The 19477-nt window shown below is 68.5% G+C and carries 19 protein-coding genes, 2 tRNA genes and 1 pseudogene; 11 read left to right on the top strand and 11 right to left on the bottom strand.

Features of this window, described 5'->3' with window-relative positions; translation table 11 throughout:
* Positions 1-36: 36 nt before the first annotated feature.
* The 10 genes from ABZ794_RS26860 (at position 37) to ABZ794_RS26815 (ending at position 8401) form a co-directional block, all read left to right on the top strand.
* Positions 37-1005 (top strand): helix-turn-helix domain-containing protein, encoded by a 969-nt coding sequence (locus ABZ794_RS26860; protein WP_357518133.1) that lies wholly within the window; start codon positions 37-39, stop codon positions 1003-1005.
* Between the two features lie 90 nt (positions 1006-1095).
* Positions 1096-1680 (top strand): hypothetical protein, encoded by a 585-nt coding sequence (locus ABZ794_RS26855; RefSeq protein WP_210783922.1) that lies wholly within the window; start codon positions 1096-1098, stop codon positions 1678-1680.
* Positions 1681-1717: 37 nt separating this feature from the next.
* Positions 1718-2350 (top strand): dihydrofolate reductase family protein, encoded by a 633-nt coding sequence (locus ABZ794_RS26850; RefSeq protein ID WP_210783921.1) that lies wholly within the window; start codon positions 1718-1720, stop codon positions 2348-2350.
* 57 nt (positions 2351-2407) lie between these two features.
* Complete coding sequence (locus ABZ794_RS26845; protein WP_357518130.1) at positions 2408-2860, top strand: hypothetical protein; 453 nt, start codon at positions 2408-2410, stop codon at positions 2858-2860.
* 340 nt (positions 2861-3200) lie between these two features.
* Positions 3201-3392, top strand: a complete 192-nt coding sequence (locus tag ABZ794_RS26840; RefSeq protein WP_357518128.1) for a hypothetical protein — start codon at positions 3201-3203, stop codon at positions 3390-3392.
* A 90-nt stretch (positions 3393-3482) separates the two neighbouring features.
* A complete protein-coding gene (locus tag ABZ794_RS26835; RefSeq protein ID WP_357518126.1) occupies positions 3483-4187 on the top strand; it encodes a TMEM175 family protein in 705 nt (234 codons plus the stop codon).
* A 616-nt stretch (positions 4188-4803) separates the two neighbouring features.
* Positions 4804-5268: a hypothetical protein gene (locus tag ABZ794_RS26830; protein WP_357518124.1), complete on the top strand. Its 465-nt coding sequence runs from the start codon at positions 4804-4806 to the stop codon at positions 5266-5268.
* A gap of 319 nt (positions 5269-5587) precedes the next feature.
* A complete protein-coding gene (locus ABZ794_RS26825) occupies positions 5588-5881 on the top strand; it encodes a hypothetical protein (protein WP_247669373.1) in 294 nt (97 codons plus the stop codon).
* A complete protein-coding gene (locus tag ABZ794_RS26820) occupies positions 5881-6501 on the top strand; it encodes an RNA polymerase sigma factor (protein WP_357518174.1) in 621 nt (206 codons plus the stop codon). Before ABZ794_RS26825 ends, ABZ794_RS26820 begins: the two co-directional genes overlap by 1 nt.
* Positions 6488-8401, top strand: coding sequence for an EAL domain-containing protein (locus tag ABZ794_RS26815; protein WP_357518121.1), 1914 nt, complete (start codon positions 6488-6490; stop codon positions 8399-8401). Before ABZ794_RS26820 ends, ABZ794_RS26815 begins: the two co-directional genes overlap by 14 nt.
* A gap of 398 nt (positions 8402-8799) precedes the next feature.
* Here the strand turns inward: ABZ794_RS26815 and ABZ794_RS26810 are convergent, their stop codons facing one another.
* From ABZ794_RS26810 to ABZ794_RS26775, 8 genes and pseudogenes are all read right to left on the bottom strand, one after another.
* Positions 8800-8988, bottom strand: coding sequence for a DUF397 domain-containing protein (locus ABZ794_RS26810; protein ID WP_210783913.1), 189 nt, complete (start codon positions 8986-8988; stop codon positions 8800-8802).
* Positions 8978-9353: pseudogene (locus ABZ794_RS26805) on the bottom strand (DUF5753 domain-containing protein). The gene ABZ794_RS26810 and the pseudogene ABZ794_RS26805 overlap by 11 nt, the downstream one beginning before the upstream one ends.
* 928 nt (positions 9354-10281) lie before the next feature.
* On the bottom strand, positions 10282-10683 hold the full coding sequence (locus tag ABZ794_RS26800) for a type II toxin-antitoxin system VapC family toxin (protein WP_357518119.1): 402 nt from the start codon (positions 10681-10683) through the stop codon (positions 10282-10284).
* A complete protein-coding gene (locus tag ABZ794_RS26795) occupies positions 10680-10934 on the bottom strand; it encodes a hypothetical protein (protein WP_210783910.1) in 255 nt (84 codons plus the stop codon). Before ABZ794_RS26795 ends, ABZ794_RS26800 begins: the two co-directional genes overlap by 4 nt.
* Before the next feature lie 109 nt (positions 10935-11043).
* Positions 11044-11120 (bottom strand) — tRNA-Ile (locus ABZ794_RS26790).
* Between the two features lie 121 nt (positions 11121-11241).
* Positions 11242-12480 (bottom strand): FAD-dependent oxidoreductase, encoded by a 1239-nt coding sequence (locus ABZ794_RS26785; RefSeq protein ID WP_357518117.1) that lies wholly within the window; start codon positions 12478-12480, stop codon positions 11242-11244.
* Complete coding sequence (locus tag ABZ794_RS26780; RefSeq protein ID WP_357518115.1) at positions 12470-14587, bottom strand: MMPL family transporter; 2118 nt, start codon at positions 14585-14587, stop codon at positions 12470-12472. The genes ABZ794_RS26785 and ABZ794_RS26780 overlap by 11 nt, the downstream gene beginning before the upstream one ends.
* A gap of 107 nt (positions 14588-14694) precedes the next feature.
* Positions 14695-14767 (bottom strand) — tRNA-Asn (locus ABZ794_RS26775).
* 261 nt (positions 14768-15028) lie between these two features.
* On the opposite strand from ABZ794_RS26775, the gene ABZ794_RS26770 reads away from it, so the two are divergent.
* On the top strand, positions 15029-15433 hold the full coding sequence (locus ABZ794_RS26770; RefSeq protein WP_091409037.1) for a hypothetical protein: 405 nt from the start codon (positions 15029-15031) through the stop codon (positions 15431-15433).
* A gap of 64 nt (positions 15434-15497) precedes the next feature.
* Here the strand turns inward: ABZ794_RS26770 and ABZ794_RS26765 are convergent, their stop codons facing one another.
* From ABZ794_RS26765 to ABZ794_RS26755, 3 genes are all read right to left on the bottom strand, one after another.
* Entirely contained in the window at positions 15498-16505 is a 1008-nt protein-coding gene (locus tag ABZ794_RS26765) for a sugar phosphate isomerase/epimerase family protein (protein ID WP_030488695.1), read from the bottom strand.
* A 212-nt stretch (positions 16506-16717) separates the two neighbouring features.
* Complete coding sequence (locus ABZ794_RS26760) at positions 16718-17221, bottom strand: ATP-binding protein (protein ID WP_238690492.1); 504 nt, start codon at positions 17219-17221, stop codon at positions 16718-16720.
* A gap of 105 nt (positions 17222-17326) precedes the next feature.
* The gene (locus tag ABZ794_RS26755) at positions 17327-19432 is read right to left on the bottom strand and encodes a ThuA domain-containing protein (protein ID WP_210783906.1); all 2106 of its coding nucleotides are present in this window, start codon (positions 19430-19432) and stop codon (positions 17327-17329) included.
* Positions 19433-19477 lie beyond the last annotated feature (45 nt).

Below are 19477 nucleotides of genomic sequence, written 5' to 3'. Positions count from 1 at the left end.
CTTTCAATACCCCCAGGGGGTAGCTACGCTGTGGCCATGCGCGAACGGGTGATCCTCGTCGTCGGATACGACGGGGCGGAGCTGCTCGACATCGCCTGCGTCACGTCCAGTCTCGACATCGCCAACCGGATCGGCGCCGCGCCGCCGTACCGGATCGTCCTGGCCACCCCCGGTCAGCGGGAGATCACCTGCGACTCCGGCCTGCGGCTGGCGGGCGAGGCGAGCCTGGAACGGTTCACCGGGCCCGTGCACACGCTGCTGGTGACCGGCGGCCGTGGGCATGAGCAGGCGGCGGCGAGCCCGCACCTCGTCGGCCACGTCCGGCGGCTGGCCGGTCTCGCGGAACGGGTCGCGTCGGTCTGCACCGGGTCGACTGTGCTGGCCGAGGCCGGCCTGCTCAACGGCCGGCGGGCCACCACACACTGGATGTACGCCCACAAGCTGGCGGAGCGGTTTCCCGACGTACGGGTCGACGCCGAACCGATCTACGTCCGGGACGGCCACCTCGCGACCTCGGGTGGCATGACGAGCGCCCTGGACCTGACCCTCGCCTTCATCGAGGAGGATCACGGCGCTGCCCTGGCCAGGGGCGTGGCGATGGGCACCGTGGCGTACCTGCACCGGCCCGGCGGGCAGGCCCAGATGAGCATGTTCCTGGCCCGCCGGACCACCGACGACGTCATGGTCCGCGACATCAGCGACCACATCGTCAGCCACCTCGCCGACGACCTGAGCACTGCGGCGTTGGCCCGGCTCACCGGCGTCAGCGAGCGTCACCTGTCCCGACTGTTCGTCGAGCATCTGGGGCAGACGCCGGGGCGCTACGTGCGCCGGGTACGAACCGAGGCCGCCGCGCAACTGCTGGCCTCGACCGCTCTACCGCTGGTGGCCGTGGCACGACGGTGCGGATTCGGCTCGCCGGAGTCACTGCGGCAGGCGATCGTCGACCGGTACGCGATGCCCCCCGCCCGCTACCGGGCGGCGCAGGCGGCGCCCACGGGTTGATGCCAGGGCTTCGGCCCAGCGTCCCAGCGATTCGGACACGATCGATCCCGAAGCGGCGCCGACCGTGGCGACGTCGGCATGATCCTGGTCATGACCGAGCAGTCGTCAAGGCGCCGGCCGGGACTGGCCGACCGGTGGCCGATCGCGGTCGCACTCGCCGTCGTCGCGGGCGCGGTCACGGTGATCGGCCTGGTGAACGAGCAGGCGGAACTGTTCGGGCCGGCGGTGGCCACCATGGCTGGCATCTACCTCATGGCGTACGCCCTCGGCCGGCCGTGGACCGCGTGGCTGGCATTCGTCATCCTGAGCGTCGTGGTTACCGGCCTGCACCTGCTGGCACGGCTGCTCGCGCTGCCGGTCGATCCGGCGGTCGGGATGACGCTGCTGCTGGTGCCTTTGTGGGTCTGGGCGGCAACTCGACGTCGGTCCAGCCCGACCCGGACGTTCTCGGTGCAGACCGCCGGCATGATGGTGTTCGGCGCGATCACTCTGCTGACCGCGACGACGCAACCGCAGGTGGGGACCGCCGTGGCGGGTGTCGGGTTCCTGGCACACGGCATCTGGGACGCCTACCACTACCGCGTCAACCTCGTGGTGACTCGCTCGTGGGCGCAATTCTGCGCGATCGTCGACGTCGGCGTGGGCATCGCACTGATCATCGCGGCCATAGGCTGACTACCCGGCACACACCGACGCCAATGGAGAATCCGCAATGAACACACGTAACGGCAGGGTGATCGCCGACCAGACCATCTCCGCCGACGGGTACTCGGCCGGGCTCAACCAGAGCGAGGATCGCCCGTTCGGCGACGACGGCGGTGACGGCTGGGGCCGTGGGCTGCACGCCTGGATGTTCGACGCCGCCGAGGAGAACCAGGCCGAACTCGCCCTGAGCGACGCCGCCTCAGCGGTTATCATGGGCCGCAACATGTTCGGCCCGGTGCGTGGCGAGTGGGATCGGCAGTGGAACGGCTGGTGGGGTGACGACCCACCGTTCCACAAGCCGGTGTTCGTGCTCACCCACCACGCGCGGGAGCCGCAGCCGATGGAGGGCGGCACCACCTTCCACTTCGTCACCGACGGGATCGAGTCGGCACTCGCGCGGGCCCGCGCGGCCGCCGGTGGCGGCGACATCTTGATCCACGGCGGCTCGACCACCATCAACCAGTACCTCGCCGCCGGTCTGGTCGACGAACTGCGGCTGCACATAGTGCCGCTCACCCTCGGCGACGGTGTGCGGCTGTTCGACGGCGTCCCACCGCTGAACCTCGAACAGATGACGGCGCGGGCGGCTAGCACGGTCCTGCACGTCACCTACCGCGTGCTCGTCACTCCCTCTCGGTAGCCTGCCCGACGAGCCGGCGGAAAGCCGTAGCGGCAGAGTCGTACGACGGAGGATGCGTTGTCTGCTATCGCCTCACTGACAGTGGTCCCCAGGGACAGCATCACCGAGCTGGCCCGCCTGGCCCGCACATCGCCGTCGTCGTTCCGCACGTACCTGGCCGAACACGGGAGCAAGACGCGGCAGGAGTACGACTGGTCCGGCTACTGCATGCTCTACGTCCTGACCTATCTGGAGGAGCGCGGCATCGACCTGGACCAGTCGGAGTTCAATGCCGAGTCGGAGGCCATCAACAGCGCGTACGGCTTGACCACGCTCATCACTCCAGCACCGGGGTTACTGGATCAGCTCGATCCCGGCGCGCACCGCGCGGAGGACCTGGTCGCCCACTTCGAGGAGATGGGGGTGGACTTCGAGGAAAGCGGCGCGGCCGGTCTGGACACGCTGAGGCTGTTGCGCGACACCGTCACCGAAATCCGCGACGACCAGGTGTTGCTGCTCAACATCGGCTGAGGCCGACTCATCCAGGCGGCGTCACCACAGCGCGAATCGGTTGGCGGGGCCTGGCCGTGGTGTGGCAAGGTGCTCGTCATGACTCAGCCCCGAAAGGTCCATGGCGCGTAGGTCACCCGGTGCGCTGCGCGCACTGTTCAAGTCGGCCGGGCGGAATGCGGGCAAGCTCCGCCCCATCGATGGTCTGTCGAACGGCGCGAACGCGGCGATCGCCAGGCTCGAAGGCACCCATCCGGGTTTCGTTCCAGTAGCGACAGCGCTGGCCGGTTACCGTCGCGCCATTCGACGCTCGGGACGGTGGCTGGATCTAGGGGATGACTGTCCCTGTCCGGGTTGCGATGTGTTGTACCAGCGAGACGTCCTGGGCGACGCGATGCGCCGACTGCCAACGGCCGCCTCCCGCGAGTTGCGGCGTGTCGTCGACCCGTTGGACGACGAGTTTCTCCGGAAGACGCTGCCCGACCCCCGAGCTGCCGAGCCGAGTCCGTGGCACGCGCAGGCGTGGTGGCGGCAACGGATCAGGGAACGGTGACGGCCGCGGCACCGGAAGGCTCGTGGATGACCACCGTGGGCAGCCCTGCCCGCGGTGCGTGACCGGGTGCTCTCACAGTGGGGGAGGCTCATGCGCTGGTTCCGCGCGGCGCGCGGCGCCTCCACGACGAGCGCGACCAGATCCAGCAACCCGATCGGTGCGGAACGAGATCCGAAGCGGGCAGTCACCTTCAGCGACGCGGTCATTGCCATCGCCGTCACCCTGCTCGTCCTGGAGATCCAGCCGCCGGAGGACACCGAGCACCTGCTCCGCGGTCTCATCGAACTGTGGCCCTCATACGTGGCGTACGCCATCACCTTTCTGCTGATCGGGCAGATGTGGGTGAACCACCACGTCATGTTCGACCACATCCGCTCCGCCGACCGCATGCTGCTCCTGCTCAACACCCTGCTGCTGATGGTGATCGCGTTCCTGCCGTTCGCCTCGTCCCTCCTGGCCCACGCGTTCGAGTCCGGCCACGGCAAGCGCACCGCGCTCATCTTCTACGGGGCCACCTACGTGGTGGCCGCCATCCTCTTCAACGTGATCTGGGAGTACGCCAGGCACGGCCGTCGCCTGCTGACCTCCACCACCGACAACGACACCGCCCGGGCGATCAGCAGACGCTTCCGCCCCGCGCCGTTATGGATCGCCGTCGGGACCGCACTGGGCGCACTTCATCCGGTCGTGGGCCTCGTAGTGGTCATCGCGTTCATCCCCTTCTACTGGCTGCCGATCAAAGGCGAGGTCGGCAGCATTCAACGCACCCGCGCGCAGAGTCAGGGTGGCTCGTAGACCGACCTTCTCTTTCCCTGCCGGTTCGGGCACCGTTAGCCCGTGAGTGAGTACACCGCAGCGAACATCACGGTCCTGGACTTCGACGAGTCGGTCCGCCGTCGGCCAGGCATGTACTTCGGGGCCGATGCGCACCTGGCGACCAGCGTCTTGACCGCAGTCGTCATAGCCTCACTCCACCCGGGCCCGAGAGTCGCGCCCACCGGTCCACCCGAGGTCACCGCGGAGATCCTCGACGACCTCGCCTTGTCGATAATCGACAACTGGCCGACCGGCCCGGACGGCTCAACCGCCGGCTACTACGGATCCCTCCTGACCTCCTACCGCTGGGTCCAGGCCGCAGCCGCCGCTGTGAGCACCCACTCCGTGATCGAGACCTGGCAGGCAGGCCACGCCCAGCATCAGGACCTCGCCGGCTTACGCCCCGCCGGTCCAGTCCACGATTTCGACGCACCAGGTGGCACCGGCACCAAACTGACTATCACCCCGACCCGTCCTACTTCGCGCCGTCCACCCTCAACGCCCCCGCCCTCGACCTCCACGCCGAAGGCTGCTGCGACCTCCCCTGGCCAGTTCCACCTATGCGACAGCCGCCCCACCGGATCCTGGCTGGGGCGTGGTGGACATCGACCGTTGTAGGGTGCGTGCCGTGGGATACACGGTGATGCCCTCAGGCCGTCTGCACCTCCCGGAGTCGGACGACGCCGCTGCGGTCGCCGCTGTTCAGGCCGCCCTGGCAGGACGAGGCGGCTGGTACGGGCCGGATGAGTTTCCGTCGAATGGCACGCTGGTCGACCTGGCCGATCCGGCCAGGGCCACAATCGTCCGCGACGGAGACTGGATCGAGTTCGGGTACGACGACGAGGGCGACCCCAAGTGGTCGAACCAGACAACGGCCTTCTACGTCGCGATCGCGCCGTTCGTTCGCTCGGGAACCGTCCAGATCGAGGGCGAGGACGGCGCCCGCTGGTCGTACACCTACGCCGATCGGCAGATCAGTCAACAGGGTTGGAATGGTTGGGATGGGTCCATCGAGCCGTTCGGCGAGTATGTGGACCACCCTCCTTTGGACCACCCGTAGGCGCGGCACACGGAGCGGCTGTCGACCCAAGGACCGCGCTGGTAGCTCTCAGTCCTGAGTCCGGTCCTGCGGGATCCGCCCTCAAGCACCGGGCCCAGGTGATCCCAATTTCACCCACAGTAGTCGAGGGGCCATACCGTGGGGCGTGGGGGCGGAGCGAGATCCCCTCGCTCGACGTGCCGGTAGCATGACTTTGGGAAGTTTTAGCAGCTCAAGCACTTGATCATTGATCAAGCAGAATATTGTGGACGGTTAGACATCTACATTCGCCCCTCGCCACGGATAGTAATTAGCTAACCGGGGATGACGAGGGGAAATGATGAACGAAACGCTGGCGACGGCCGTCTCCGATCACGGAGCGTTGGCCTTGGCTCTAGCCATCGCCGGAACGGCGGCAGGGTTGGTACGCGCATACGTTGCGCACCGAACACGTCTGCACGAGGAGCGTGAGGCGTCGACACGAACTGCCGCCCGGGCGACCTGGCTGATCAGGCTGGCGGAGGCTGATCACGACGTCGTGCGGATCGTGGAGCGTGATCGGGACGGGCATCGCGAGGTGGAGCTGGGCAGCCGCGACACGGCGCGGCGCGATGGCACCAGGGAGGCCGCGTGATGGGGGTGGAGGGCACCGCCGCCCTGACACCAGAGCCGGTCGACAGTGAAGCGGCGCGCAGGGCGGAGGCCGCGCGCCTCAAAGCAGAGCACGACAAGGAGTTCGCCGCTTTCGCCGAGGTCAGCTACCACACTGTGGAGCGGATTCTCCGGGCGGCGTGCTGGGACCGCGAGGTGGTTCAGGACGCTCTCAACGAGGCGTACCTGCACGGGCGGGTCCAGTGGTTCAAGATCCGTACCTACACCGAGCCGATCGGCTGGGTGATCATCACGGCTCGAAACAAGATTCGCAAGGAGCTGCACCGACGTCAGCGCGAAGCCGCGGTAGCGCCGGAAGATCTGCCCCCGGCACCGCACACGGACCTCGCCGACGCATGGGAAGCGCAGGAGACGCTGAGGACCTGGTTGCACCACCTGCCGTCGCGGCATGCCGAAGTGTTCCAGATGTCTCGCGAGGGATTCTCCAACCAGGAGATCGCGCGCATCCTCGGGTTGGCCGAAACCAGCATCCGCTCCTACAAGCTCGCTGCCAAGAAGCGCCTGCGTGAGCTGGCCGAGGAGGCCGGCTATACGGACTCGGAGAGCCGCCGGCGGCAGGGAGGCAGCCGTGGACCTCGATGACATTCTCACGTTGGCCGAGACAGGCCAACCCAGTCCTCTGGAACTCGCCCGGGCACGCCGCGTGGCGCGGGCGGCGCAGGGCCAGTACGACCTGTCCGTCGTCGACGGGTACGAGATCATTGTCGATGCCGACCTCGTCGACCCGTTGACCGCGGTTGTCGATGAGGCGACCAGGGTCGCCCGTGCCGCGCAACTGGCGAAGCTCGGCACGGTCACCTGGACGACCGGTGGAGGGAAGTCCGGTGGTTTCGGGCACCTCACCTGGTCGGATGAGATGGCGATGATCTTCGGGCATGCTCCGGGAACGCTGCGCCTCACGCCCGAAAGGCTCGCCAACCTCGTTCATCCCGCAGACGTGGGGACGGTTCGTAAGGTTGTGCGGACGGCATGGGACCGCCGCCGCCCCGACGAGGTCACGTTCAGGGTGATCCAGCCGGGTGGCGCCGTTCGCCACGTTCACTGCCACATCGAGATACTCACCACCGACGGCGCACCATCAGGGATCATCGCCACCGGCGCAGATGCCACCGCACTCGAACTCGCCCGGCAAGAGCGTCGCCGGCTCGCCACTCGAAACGAAATGCTCTGTGCCGACCTGGCCGCGCTGGACATTGTCACCGGGCTGCCGACCCGCAGTTACCTGACCGACGAGGTCGACCGAGCCCGCCGCACCACCGGCGGTGCACTCATCGTCGTAGCAACCGAACCCACCACCCGGCTACCCGATGCGCTCACCGACGAGAACCACGACCAGCTGACGGCAGAGGTCGCACAGCACCTGCGAACGATCGTTGGCGACGAGGTGACCTGCGGTCTGGTCGGACCCGGCCTGTGGGGCGTACTCCTCGCTCCGGCGGAAGAGCACGCGGAAGCTCCGGAGGCGCTGACGGCTCGGATCGTCGACACATTCCGCCGCCACTTGTTCAGCGTTCAGCACAAGACCTTGCGCCTCAACACGTGGGCTGGTCTGGTGCTCTTCGGGACCGGGGTCGTCGCCACCGGATTCGACCTGCTCATCGACGGCGAACACGCAGCCCGCGACGCGCGCCGCAGCGGCATCCCGACGACCGTACTCAACAAGCCGGTGGCGCCCAGGGACCGGATAGACAAATGCCGTTCGCAGGTACGACAGGCAGTGTCTGCCAACAGGTTCGCCCTCTACGCCCAGCCCATCGTCGACCTCCGCCTCAACGAGGTCACTCGCCACGAGATCCTTCTGCGGGTTCGGAACGATACCGGCGAGTCCGTGGCACCGTGGGCATTCCTCGACATGGCGGAGCGCGTCGGCGAAATCCTCACCGTGGACAAGTGGGTCATCGACCATGCCCTCGAACTGATCGGCCGCGGGGCCCAGACCTCCCACTATCAGGTCAACATCTCCGGCAAGTCCCTCGCCGACCCAGGGCTGCTCACCTACGTGACGGAGGCGATCCGCCGACACGGGGTGAAGCCGGAATGCCTGACCTTCGAAATCACCGAAACCACCCTCATCGAGAACCGCAACGAGGCCCTCGCCTTCGCAACGGGTATCAGAGAGATCGGCTGCCACCTCGCGTTGGACGACTTCGGTACGGGATACGGCGCCCTCGCTCACCTGAAATACCTTCCGGTGGATCTGGTCAAGATCGATGGGGTTTTCATCGTCGATCTCTGCCGGTCGCCTGCCGACCAGGCCGTCGTCTCGAAGCTGGTGGAGCTGTGCCACACGCTCGGCATCCGTGTTGCTGCTGAATATGTCCAGGACGAGGAGACGCTCGAGTTTCTGAAGAGGAGTGGAGTCGACTTCGCCCAGGGCTACAAGACCGGACGACCCGAACCGATCGCGGTGAGCCCCGAGAAGCCGGTGCGGACGATCGAACTCGAACTGCGGCTCCCGCCGCAGCAGACCGCCATGGGCTGAGTAGGAGCCAGAGACGTGAGCCAACGCGGCCGCGCCACGGTGCCGTCGATGCGATCACCCGTCACGCATCGGTCCCCGGCGAAGATGGCCGGGCGGTTAGACGTCGAGGTCGATCTGTACGGCCCTACATGGTCGACCTCGACGTTCTGGCGCCGGGTGTGGCCCGCGTCGACGGCGGTCGGACGTCGCCTTCCAGGCCACTGACCTCGGCGATGCCCACCGGCTGATTCAGCTGCTCGTGCAGTTCGCACGCCATCAAGCCCAGCTAAGACGTGAGGCCTGCCTTCGGCCAGTGTTGCCGGGTGGCTAGGCCGATATCGCCAGCAGGCCAGAGCCCAGCCGGAGAGGCTGGCGGCACCATCCTGTCTACGGCAGCCGTCAATGCCCTCCCCTCCCACTCAGGGGCGGCCGGCGTTCGTTTTGATCGTGTCGACGAACGCGTCCCAGGCGGCGGGCGCGAAGCTCAGCGTCCCGGCATCGGGCGCCTTGGAGTCGCGGACGTCGACCTGGACGCGCCGGTCGCGCACCTCCACGCACTGGCCGTTGCTGCCGGAACGGCTCGATTTGCGCCAGGCGTTACGTTCCATGCTTGCTCAGCTCCTTGATGAACCTGATCGACTCGACAGGTGACCGCGCCAGCGTCTTCAGATTGTCGTACGCCGCCGACAGCCGCGCCAGGTCGCGGCTCGACTCAAGGAACAGCTCGCCAGCCAGGGTTTCGATGTAGCCCAGTGGCGGCTCGTCCCGCTCGAAGCTGAGCAGGGCGAAGCCGCTGCTGTCCGCCAGGTGAGCGCCGGCCTCGAAGCGCAGCACCTGGATCGTCACGTTCGGCCTCCTGTCGGGTCATCCGGGCGGAAACCCGCTGGTCGATGGTCTCCTGGTCGGTCTCCCGGCCGATGACGTTGACCTCGCGGGCATAGCTCTCGGTCTGCAGTAGACCGGGCACGAGCATCGGCTCGAAGTTCTTGAGTTCCACGGCCTCGATCTCGTACGCGATGTAGGTGGCGTACTTGCTACCAAGCCGCTACCACCAGCCGTCCTCCCGCAGACCGCACGCCTGATCGAGCAGCGAGGTTCCCGGCTCCTCATCGATCTGGACGCCGTACGCGATCGAGACGGTGAGCAGGCGACGGTCTCCGCCACTCCCTCACCGGTCAGGCCCTTCGCTTCGCGGAGCTGCGTAGCCTCCGGCCCGGAGCGCGATGAAGCGGGCGTAAATCGAGGCATGCCGTGATTCTGCGCCCCGGTGTGGTCGGACGCGGGTGTCGTTCGATGTGGCTGAGGTTAAGCGATCTGACGCCCTGATCGCCTACGCCCAACCTTTAGCATGCGCGTTGGCTGACCCGGCATGTCGATGTGCTGTTGAGCGGTATACCTCAAAGTCATATTTATACCTCTGAGGTATACCGCTCAATACCGTGTCCGCCCCGACGGAGGCGACCGACGGTCACCGCCGACCGCCGGCTGCACCCACAGCCCCAGCCAGGTTAGGACTTACTCGTCCAGGCTCATGCATACCCGGCTCAGAGTCGGGCGCCATCTCGTTAGCCTCAAGATCGCCGTTCTCGATCTGACCCGCCTGGCGGGTGTGGCCCCATCAGTTCGGCCACCTACTGCTGGCGGACCGAGACGCTTACGCTCCTCAGCGAGGTGAAACGCGCTGACCCACGCCTCGGTGCGGGCACGTTCCACATCGAGCGCGTCGTTGTCCCCGTCGTGTAGCTCTGCGCGGATGTCGTTCCAGTCATGGAAGTCGCCCATCAGCCCTCTCTCCGTTACCCCTCGGACGCAAGGCAACGCTCGTACGCGACCTCGGCGACACTGTGGCGTTCTCGTACCACCGCGTCCAGGCACGGGCCGATGATCCGTGGCAGCCGTCGTCAGGACGGTGCAAGCAGTCGGATTTCGCAGCGGACACCGCTGGCCTTGGCGAGCCGACCATCTCCGGTCACAAGTGGACAGGTCATCAACTCCGCCGCCGCGACATAGGCTGCGTCGTACGCCGTAACATTGCTCCGCAACTGCCACATTCGGTCGAGCAAACCCGGGATTTCAACCTCGTCGATGACCAGTGAGGGCAGAGCGTCGACGGCCTCTTGAGCGCGGGCAGGGCCGAGCTTGCCACCGAGGACCTTGCCCCTGATCACCGACATGACTTCCACCAGAAGATGGCCTGGCGCCGCCCAGTGCGGATCTCCGGTCAGTTCCGCCCGCGCCGCGTCGCCTACCGGCCCGTCGTCGACCAACGCATCAGCCAGGACTGAGGCGTCCACGACAATCATGCGGCGCTACCCCACGGCCCCCGCTGCTCCCGCTGGTCTGCCAGCTCGGCGGCACTTTCCCCCGGAAGGGCGCGAGTGCCATCAGACCGGCCGGCGAAGCGATCGAGGGTCGCCGTGTTGCGCAGACGTCGAGCCTGCGTCTCCACCAACTCCAGCAGGTACGCCTGAAGGGACTGCCCGCGCGCCTTGGCCTGGGCAGCCAAGGCGTCTCGTACTTCTTCCGGGACGTCCCGAATCTGGATAGCAACCATGCATTCATTATGCATGCATCAGCGCCTCGCTGCCCTGGAAGGGCTCGATCCCTCGGTCAACGGATCCCATGGCGATCGCAGCTCAGTCAAGAGCCAGAGGTCAGGAAGTTGGTGGGGCGGGCGGGACTCGAACCCGCGACCGAGGGATTATGAGTCCCCTGCTCTAACCGGCTGAGCTACCGCCCCGAACACCGCGCCGGATCTTATCCCGCTCGGCGGTCAGCAGCCAGCACCGAGCCGGCCGGCGCCCACGCCTGCGCCAGCACGATGGGCAACAGGAATATAACAGCGTGCTCGGGTACGCCTGTCAGCCGGCGCGCAGCTCGTCCAGTACGGCGCCGGCGGCGCGCCAGCCGCTGGTGAGGGCGCCCTGGATCGATGGGCTGTCGCGGTGGTCACCGGCCACGAACAGGCCCTCCCCCAGCGCCACCGGCTTGCGCAGCCGTCCCTGTGGCGGTGGCGCGGCGGGTAGCGCCTCGGGGACGGCCACCGTGGTGAGGTGGGTCCAGTCGGCGGTGGAGCGGCCGTACAACCGGGTCAACTCGGCCCGGATGGTCGGCTCGGGTGGGGCCGTGGGGCCGACCACCGAGGTGGCGATCAGGTGCCGTCCGGCGGGCGCGTACGTCGCGGCGGCGTTGCTGAGCACCGCGGTGTTGGCGACGAGTTCGCGTCGGTCGCCGTCGACGAGCAGGATCGGTTCGGTGAGCGGCGGCTCGGGAGCGCTGTGGTAGTAGGTGGTGTAGCTGTGCATGCGTACCGTCGCCAGGGCTGGCAGCAGCGCGGCCGCGGCGGGCGGGTCGACGGCGACCACGACGGCCCGGCAGCGGATGTCGCCGGCCTGGGTGCGGACCCGGCCGGGGGTGACCTCGGCGACCGGGGTGTCCAGGTCGAGCAGGTCGGCCGGCAGCGGCGCGGCGATGGCCCGGGGCAGCGCGGCCATCCCTTCGGCGGGCAGGCCGATCCGGCCGCGGGCGAAGGAGCGCAGCACCATCGCCAGCACGTGACTTGAGGTGGAGAGTTCCCGGTCGATGAACACACCGGACAGGAACGGTCGCAGCAGTTCCTCGATGATGGCGTCGGAGAGGCCGGCGCGGCGCAGCGCCGTCTCGGTGCTGGTCTCCGGCGCGTCGAGCAGCCGGGACGCGGGGAGGGTGGCGCACCCGGTGGCGAGCGCGGCGAAGCGCAGCCGGTCGAGCAGGGAGCCGACCCCGGCGAGCGCGGTGCCGGGACCGCCGGTCGGTTCGCGCAGCGGGTTGACCAGGCGCAGCAGCTTGTCGCCCTTGCGGACCAGCACGCCGGAGGTGAAGTGGCCGAGGTTGAGCTGGTCGGTGTCGAGCAGCGTGCCGAGCCGGGGGTAGGCGGTGTTGAGCACCTGGAAGCCCCGGTCGATGAGGTGACCGTCGACCACGTCGGTGGCGACCCGGCCGCCGAGCCGGCCCTCGGCCTCCACCAGCAGCCAGGGCACGCCGGCGCGGTGCAGCCGGCGGGCGGCGGCGAGGCCGGCCAGGCCGCCGCCGACGATGACCACATCGGTTTCAGCCAGCACCGCGCGCCTCCCGCTCACCGTTCGCCCGGGACAACCGGTCCGGCCACCAGATCTTCGGCCCGATGTCGTACGCGAGTGCGGGCACCAGCAGCGACCGGACGATGATGGTGTCGATCAGTACCCCGATCGCGACCGCCGTACCCAACTCGACGAGCACCACCAGTGGCAGGACGGCGAGGGCGGAGAACGTCGCGGCGAGCACGATTCCGGCGGAGGTGATCACCCCGCCGGTGACGGCGAGGCCGGCGAGCACTCCGGCGCGGGTGCCGCGCTTGACCGATTCCTCGCGGACGCGGCTCATCAGGAAGATGTTGTAGTCGATGCCGAGCGCGACCAGGAAGACGAACGCGAACAGCGGGAACGACGAGTCCACGCCGGGGAAGTCGAAGACGTGGCGGAACAGCAGCGCGCAGAGGCCGAGGGTCGCCGCGAAGCTGAGCAGCACTGTGGCGATCAGCAGCAGCGGGGCGAGCAGCGCGCGCAGCAGCAGGGCCAGGATGACAGCGATGACCACCAGCACCACCGGGATGATGACGTTCTGGTCGCGCTTCGCGGCGTCCGACGTGTCCACGTTGATCGCGGTGAAGCCGCCGACCACCGCGTCGGCGTCGGGCACCTGGTGTACGGCCACCCGCAGCTCGCGGATGGTCCGCTCGGCGCCGTCGCTGTCGGGTGGGTCGGCCAGGGTCGCCTCCAGTTGCACCCGCCCGTCGACGACCTTCGGGGCGGCGTTCTCCTCGGGTGGGCCGGTCTGCGGGCCGGCCGGAAGGGGGCGGACGTCGGCGACCCCGGGCACGTCCTTCGCCACCTGGGCGACCTGTCGGGCGGTCTGCTCGGTGGTGAAGATGGTGGCCGGGCTGCCGGTGCCGGCCGGGTAGTGCCGGGAGATCACCTCCTGGCCGTCGACCGAGTCGGTGCGCTGGGTGAACAGGTCGGACTGGCCGAGGGTGGTGGCGCCGAGCTGGGTGAGGCCGAGCGTCAGCAGGGCCAGCACGACTGCGGTGGTCAGCCAGATCGGGCGGGCGTGCCGGGCCACGAAGCCGGCGACCCGGCTCCAGATGCCGTGTTCGGCGCGCGGGTCGGCCTGGTCTGCTCGGGGCCGTCGGGGCCAGAACGCCCACCGTCCGCCGAGCACCAGCAGCGCGGGTAGGAAGGTGAGCATCACCAGCAGGGTGGCGGCGATGCCGATGGCGGCGACCGGGCCGAGTGCCCGGTTGGAGTTGAGGCTGGACAGCAGCAGGCAGAGCAGGCTGACGATGACGGTGCCGCCGGACGCGATGATGGCTGGCGCGGCGCCCTTCCAGGCGGTCTTCATGGCGTCCCACGGGCCGTCGTGCCGGTGCAGCTCCTCCCGGTAGCGGGCGATCAGCAGCAACGCGTAGTCGGTGCCGGCGCCGAAGACCAGCACGGTGAGGATGCCCTGGGCCTGCCCGTTGAGCTTGACCACGTCGGCGTCGGCGAGCAGGTAGACGAAGACCGAGGCGAGGGCGTACGACATCCCGGCGGCGAGCAGCGGGAAGATCCAGAGGACCGGGCTGCGGTAGACGATCAGCAGGATGACCAGCACCACGACCAGGGTGACCAGCAGCAGTGGTCCGTCGATGGCGGAGAAGACCTCGATCAGGTCGGCGAGCAGACCGGCCGGGCCGGAGACGTCAACGGTGAGGCCGTCGCGGTCACCGCCGGTGATGTCGCGCAGTCGCTCGACGACAGTGCCGATCTCCTCGCCCTGGGCGTCGTCCACCGGTACGACGACCTGGAGTGCCTGGCCGTCGTCGCTCGGGATGGGCGGGGGCAGTGGGGTGACCACGCCGGGTATCTGGGCGAACCGGGCGGCGTCGGCGCTGACCCGTTGCCGGTCCGCGTCGGTGATCCCGGAGGGCCGCTCGTAGACGACCAGAGCCGGGATGGTCTGCCGGTCGACGAATTTGCCGGCGAGGTCCTGGGCACGGGTCGCCTCGGCGTCGGTGGGCAGGAAGGCGGCGTTGTCGTTGGTGGCGACCTCGCTGAGGCGCCCCGCGTACGGGCCGGACACGCCGCCGATCACCAACCAGGCCAGCACGACCGCCACCGCGATCAGCGTGGCCTTGCCGCCTCGTCCGGACATCCGCACTCACCCCATCCTGCCGGGCAAGCAGGTCGAGGGTGGGTGAAACCGGGTCACACACACGAAAACGCCCGTCGGCCGGTGGCTGACGGGCGTACGTGGAAAAGCTCCCCCGATTGGACTCGAACCAATAACCTGCCGGTTAACAGCCGGCTGCTCTGCCAATTGAGCTACAGGGGATCGTGCTCCGCCCGACTTCGGATCTCCCCGACGCCTTGCGACGGGACAAGAGTACAGGACATCCCCCGGTGGTGGTCCAGTGGGTTGCCTCCCCGCCGTCGCATTGACAATAGGGGTAAATCGCCATCCCGGCACAACAATGCTTGAGCGGAGAGCAGGATGGGTAGTTAGCTGCGGACAGAGGACGCAGGCGCGAACAGGTCGCCTTCCGACGGGGCAACTCGCCGGGGTGACGGCGCGTCAGGTACGGAAGGAGCCGCCATGCGCGGAAAGATCATGTTTCTTGGCGGGCTGGCTGCGGGATTCGTCCTGGGCGCCCGTGCCGGCCGGGAAAAGTACGAGGAGCTTGTGGTCAAGGGCCGCAAGGTGCTCGACCACCCGACCGTCCAGGAGGCGGCCGGGGTCGCGCAGGCCCAGGCCAACAAGCTCTACAGCGAGGGCAAGGACAAGCTCGGCCAGACCAAACTGGGCGAGAAGCTGGGCACCACCAACGGCAGCACCGGCAAGCAGGAGCTGACCGCCGCCGACGACGCGTTCGCCGGCACGCCCGCCACAGTGGGCGCCAAGGCGGGCACCAGCACGGTCGGCACGACCTCCGGGTCGCCGTCGTCCACGAACCCCCGCACCAAGCCGTCCGGCTCGGGCACGAACGCCAGCACGCTCTGACCAATCGCACGTCGACGGGCCGGTCGCCGCAGGGCGACCGGCCCGTGGTCTGTCCGACGTGCGGTCAGTCCTTGCTGCTGAACGCCGCGTCGAAGGCGGCGCTCGGTGCGTCGAAGGCGAGCCGGCGGACGAACTGCAACGCCTCCGGGGCGCCGACCAGCCGGTCCATTCCGGCGTCTTCCCACTCGACCGAGATCGGGCCGGTGTAGCCGATCGCGTTCAACGCGCGGAAGCAGTCCTCCCAGGGCACGTCGCCGTGGCCGGTGGAGACGAAGTCCCAACCGCGCCGCAGGTCGGCCCAGGGCAGGTGCGAGGCGAGCCGGCCACGCCGGCCATCGCCGGTACGCACCTTCGCGTCCTTGCAGTCCACGTGGTAGATCCGGTCGGCGAAGTCGAAGATGAAGTTCACCGGGTCGAGTTCCTGCCAGACGAAGTGCGACGGGTCCCAGTTCAGCCCGAACGCGGGCCGGTTGCCGATCGCCTCCAGCGTGCGCTTCGTCGTCCAGTAGTCGTACGCGATCTCGCTGGGGTGTACCTCGTGCGCGAACCGCACTCCCACCTCGTCGAACACGTCGAGGATGGGGTTCCACCGGTCGGCGAAGTCCTGGTAGCCGCGCTCGATCATCGACGGCGGCACCGGCGGGAACATCGCGAGGGTGTGCCAGATCGACGAACCGGTGAAGCCGACGACCGTCTTCACCCCGAGCTTCGCCGCCGCCCGCGCGGTGTCCTTGATCTCCTCGGCGGCCCGCTGACGAACCCCCTCGGGCTCCCCGTCGCCCCAGATGCGGCCGGGCAGGATGTCCTGGTGCCGCTCGTCGATCGGGTGGTCGCAGACCGCCTGACCAACCAGGTGGTTGGAGATCGTGAAGACCTCAAGGTTGTGCTTCGCGAGGGTCTCCCGCTTGCGCTCGACGTACGAGTCGTCGGCGAGCGCCTTGTCGACCTCGAAGTGGTCGCCCCAGCAGGCGATCTCCAGACCGTCGTAGCCCCACTCGGAGGCGAGCCGGCAGACCTCCTCGAACGGAAGATCGGCCCACTGGCCGGTGAAGAGCGTGATGGGTCGCGCCATTGTCCTTCTCCCCTAGTGTGATGGGGATTCCTTGTGCGGACCGGGGCGAGGGTGACCGGACGTGCGCGGCACCCGAGCGGTCACCGGTGGGTGCGGAACACACCTGAGCCCGGCGGGTTGCGCCTCCCACCGGGTCACCGGCCACCAGCACGGTCGCCGACCCCCACCCTATTTCCGCAGCACCCCATCGGGGAAGCCCCGCGGTCGGCCGATCATCCGATCATTTCCTCGGGCGCGGGCAGGACAGCCCGTACGGTGAAGCCACCACCGACGCGTGGGCCGGCGGAGAACGTGCCGCCGAGCCGTTCGGCGCGCCTGCGTACCCCGAGCAGACCCCGACCGACGCCCTGGCTGCCGCCGCCGGACGGAGCGGGACCGGCGCCCTCGTCGCGGACCTCGATGGTGATGCCCGCGGCGTCGTAGCGCAGGCGGACCCCGACCGGAGCGCCCGGCGCGTGCCGGCACGCGTTCGTCAGCGCTTCCTCGATGATCCGGTACGCCACCACGTCGACCGGGCCGGGCAGCGGTCGGGGTTGCCCGGCCATGGTCCAGCGCACCGGTTGACCGGCGGTGAAGCCCTCCACCAGCGCGTCGAGGCGGTTCAGGCTGGGCGCCGGCTCGGACGGGTCGTCGGGCTCGTCGGCCCGGCCCAGCGCACCGAGCAGCTGATGGCCTCGCGCCAGCACCGTCCCACGCCACTGCGCGAACAACCCCATGCAGGTCAAGGTACGGCAGCCCGCTGTGAGCCGGTCGGCGGCGGTAAGGCCGGCTGGGCCGGAGGGGCCGACGACGTGAGCCGTGGCCCCTCCGGGGTCAGTCGGTCAGGGCAGGGTCCACTTCTGGTTGGCCGCGTTGAGGCAGGTCCAGAGGTGCACGATGGTGCTGTCGGCGGAGTTGTTGCCGGAGACGTCCAGGCACTTGCCCGACGACGGGTTGCGCAGGGTGCCGTCTGACGCGGCAGCCCAGTTCTGCGCTCCGCTGCCGTTGCAGGTCCAGAGCTGGATCTTGGTGCCGTTGGCAGAGCCACCACCGGAGACGTCCAGACACTTGCCCAGCGCCTTGATCGTCGAGCCGGCCACGGTCCAGGTCTGCGCGGTGCTGCCGTTGCAGGTGTAGATCTGGATCTGGGTGCCGTCGGCGGTGCCGGCGTTGCGCACGTCCAGGCACTTGCCGGCGAGACCCTTGACCGGGCCTACCCCGGGAGTGCCGCCGCCGCCCTTGACCAGTGTGAAGTCGTCCAGGTCGAAGAGCCCCGTGCCGCTACCGGTGAAGGTGAGGTAGAGGTTCTGGGTGCTGGACGGGACGTTGGTCAGCGCCGTGGAGACGTTGGCGTAGGTCGTCCAACTGCCGGTGTTCGGCACCGCGACGGTGCCGAGCACCGGGCCGGTGGCCGAACCGGTGCGCACCTGGATGGCGCCACCCGCGCCGCCGGAGACGACCCGGGCCGTGAACGAGGTGACCCCGGTCAGGTTGACCCCGTTGTAGGCGGCCCAGTCACCCGGTTCGATGTAGCCGAGGGTCTGCCCACCGTTGGCGCCCTCCTTGGTGAACGCGGAGACGCCGTTGGCCGAGCTGAAGGTCTCGGCCTGGATCGTGCCGGTGGGCGGCGGGGTCGTGCCCAACTCCTTGATCCGGATGTTGCGGAAGGAGGTGTCGTCACCGGTGCCGTGGTTCTGGATGCCGATGTGTCCGGCGAGCGAGCGGACCGGGTCGGTGTTGGTGAAGTCGTTGATCTTCACTCCGTTGAGGAAGACCTGCAGCCGTTCCCCCTCGACCAGCAGCTCGTAGGTGTTCCACTCCCCCGGCGCGTTGAGCGCCGCGTCGCGGGCGGCGATGTCGGCGGCCTTGTACGTGTAGATCGCGCCGGTGGTGCGGTCGACCGCGTCGGTGGCGTCGATCTGGACCTCGTAGCCGTTGTTGATCGCCGAATACGGGTCACTCGACGGCGGGAAGCCGATGAAGACGCCGGAGTTGTCGTCACCGGCCAGCTTCCAGTCCATCTTCAGCGAGTAGTTGGTGAACTGCTTGGCGTTGTACCAGTACAGCCCCATGCCGCCCACCGAGGTCAGGGTGGCGTCGGTGTTGGTGAAGCTGCCCGGGCCGGCCTGTGACCAACCGGCCGTCGAACCGTTGAACAGCGGGGTGTAGCCGGTCTCGGGCCGACAGTCGGCCTTGCTCCGACCGGAGGCGTACCGGATGCCGCCGAGCAGGTGGTTCCGGAACCCCGCCTCCGCGTACGACGCCTGGGTGTGCCCCGCGCCGGTGTAGAAGGACCGGCCGCCGCTGTAGCTCTTGCACCAGCTCAGCGGGTGGTCGGCGCCCATCCCGCCGCCGGAGTACGACGACTCGTCGAGGGTGGCCAGCACGTGGGCGCTCGACCGGGCGTTGGTGCGGTAGTTGTACCACTCGTCGGTGCGGGTCCAGGTCTGCGGCAGGTGAGCGGTGGCCGCGTGGCCCCGGTCCTCCACCTTCATGTTGGCCTGCTGGATCGCGGGGTGCGAGGCGAACCACGCCCCCACGAGGTTGCCGTAGAACGGCCAGTCGTACTCGGTGTCGGCTGCGGCGTGCACACCCACGTATCCGCGGCCGGAGCCGATGTACGACTCGAAGGCGGTCTGCTGGCTGGCGTTGAGTACGTCGCCGGTGGTGTTGAGGAAGACGACCGCCTCGTACTGGTTGAGGTTGCTCGTGGTGAACGCGGCGGCGTCCTCGGTCGCGGTGACCGTGAAGTTGTTGCCCGCACCCAGGTCGCGGATGGTCTGGATGCCGACCGGGATCGCGTCGTGCCGGAAACCAGCGGTCTTGGAGAAGACCAGCACGTCGTAGGGGGCGTCGGCGGCGCTGGCCGGGGTGGCCGGGGTGGTGCAGGCGATGACGGCGAGTGCGGCCATGGCCGCACCGAGGACGGGTCGCAGGCGTCTGCGCATATCGCTCTCCTAATTGCGGTTAGGAGGGGCCCCTCGCCTCACACT

The organism is Micromonospora sp. NPDC047187 (genome assembly GCF_040643355.1).
In the GTDB taxonomy this organism is placed as follows: domain Bacteria; phylum Actinomycetota; class Actinomycetes; order Mycobacteriales; family Micromonosporaceae; genus Micromonospora; species Micromonospora salmantinae.
Note: the sequence above shows the minus strand (reverse complement) of the source record. Positions and strands in the feature narration are given on the sequence as shown.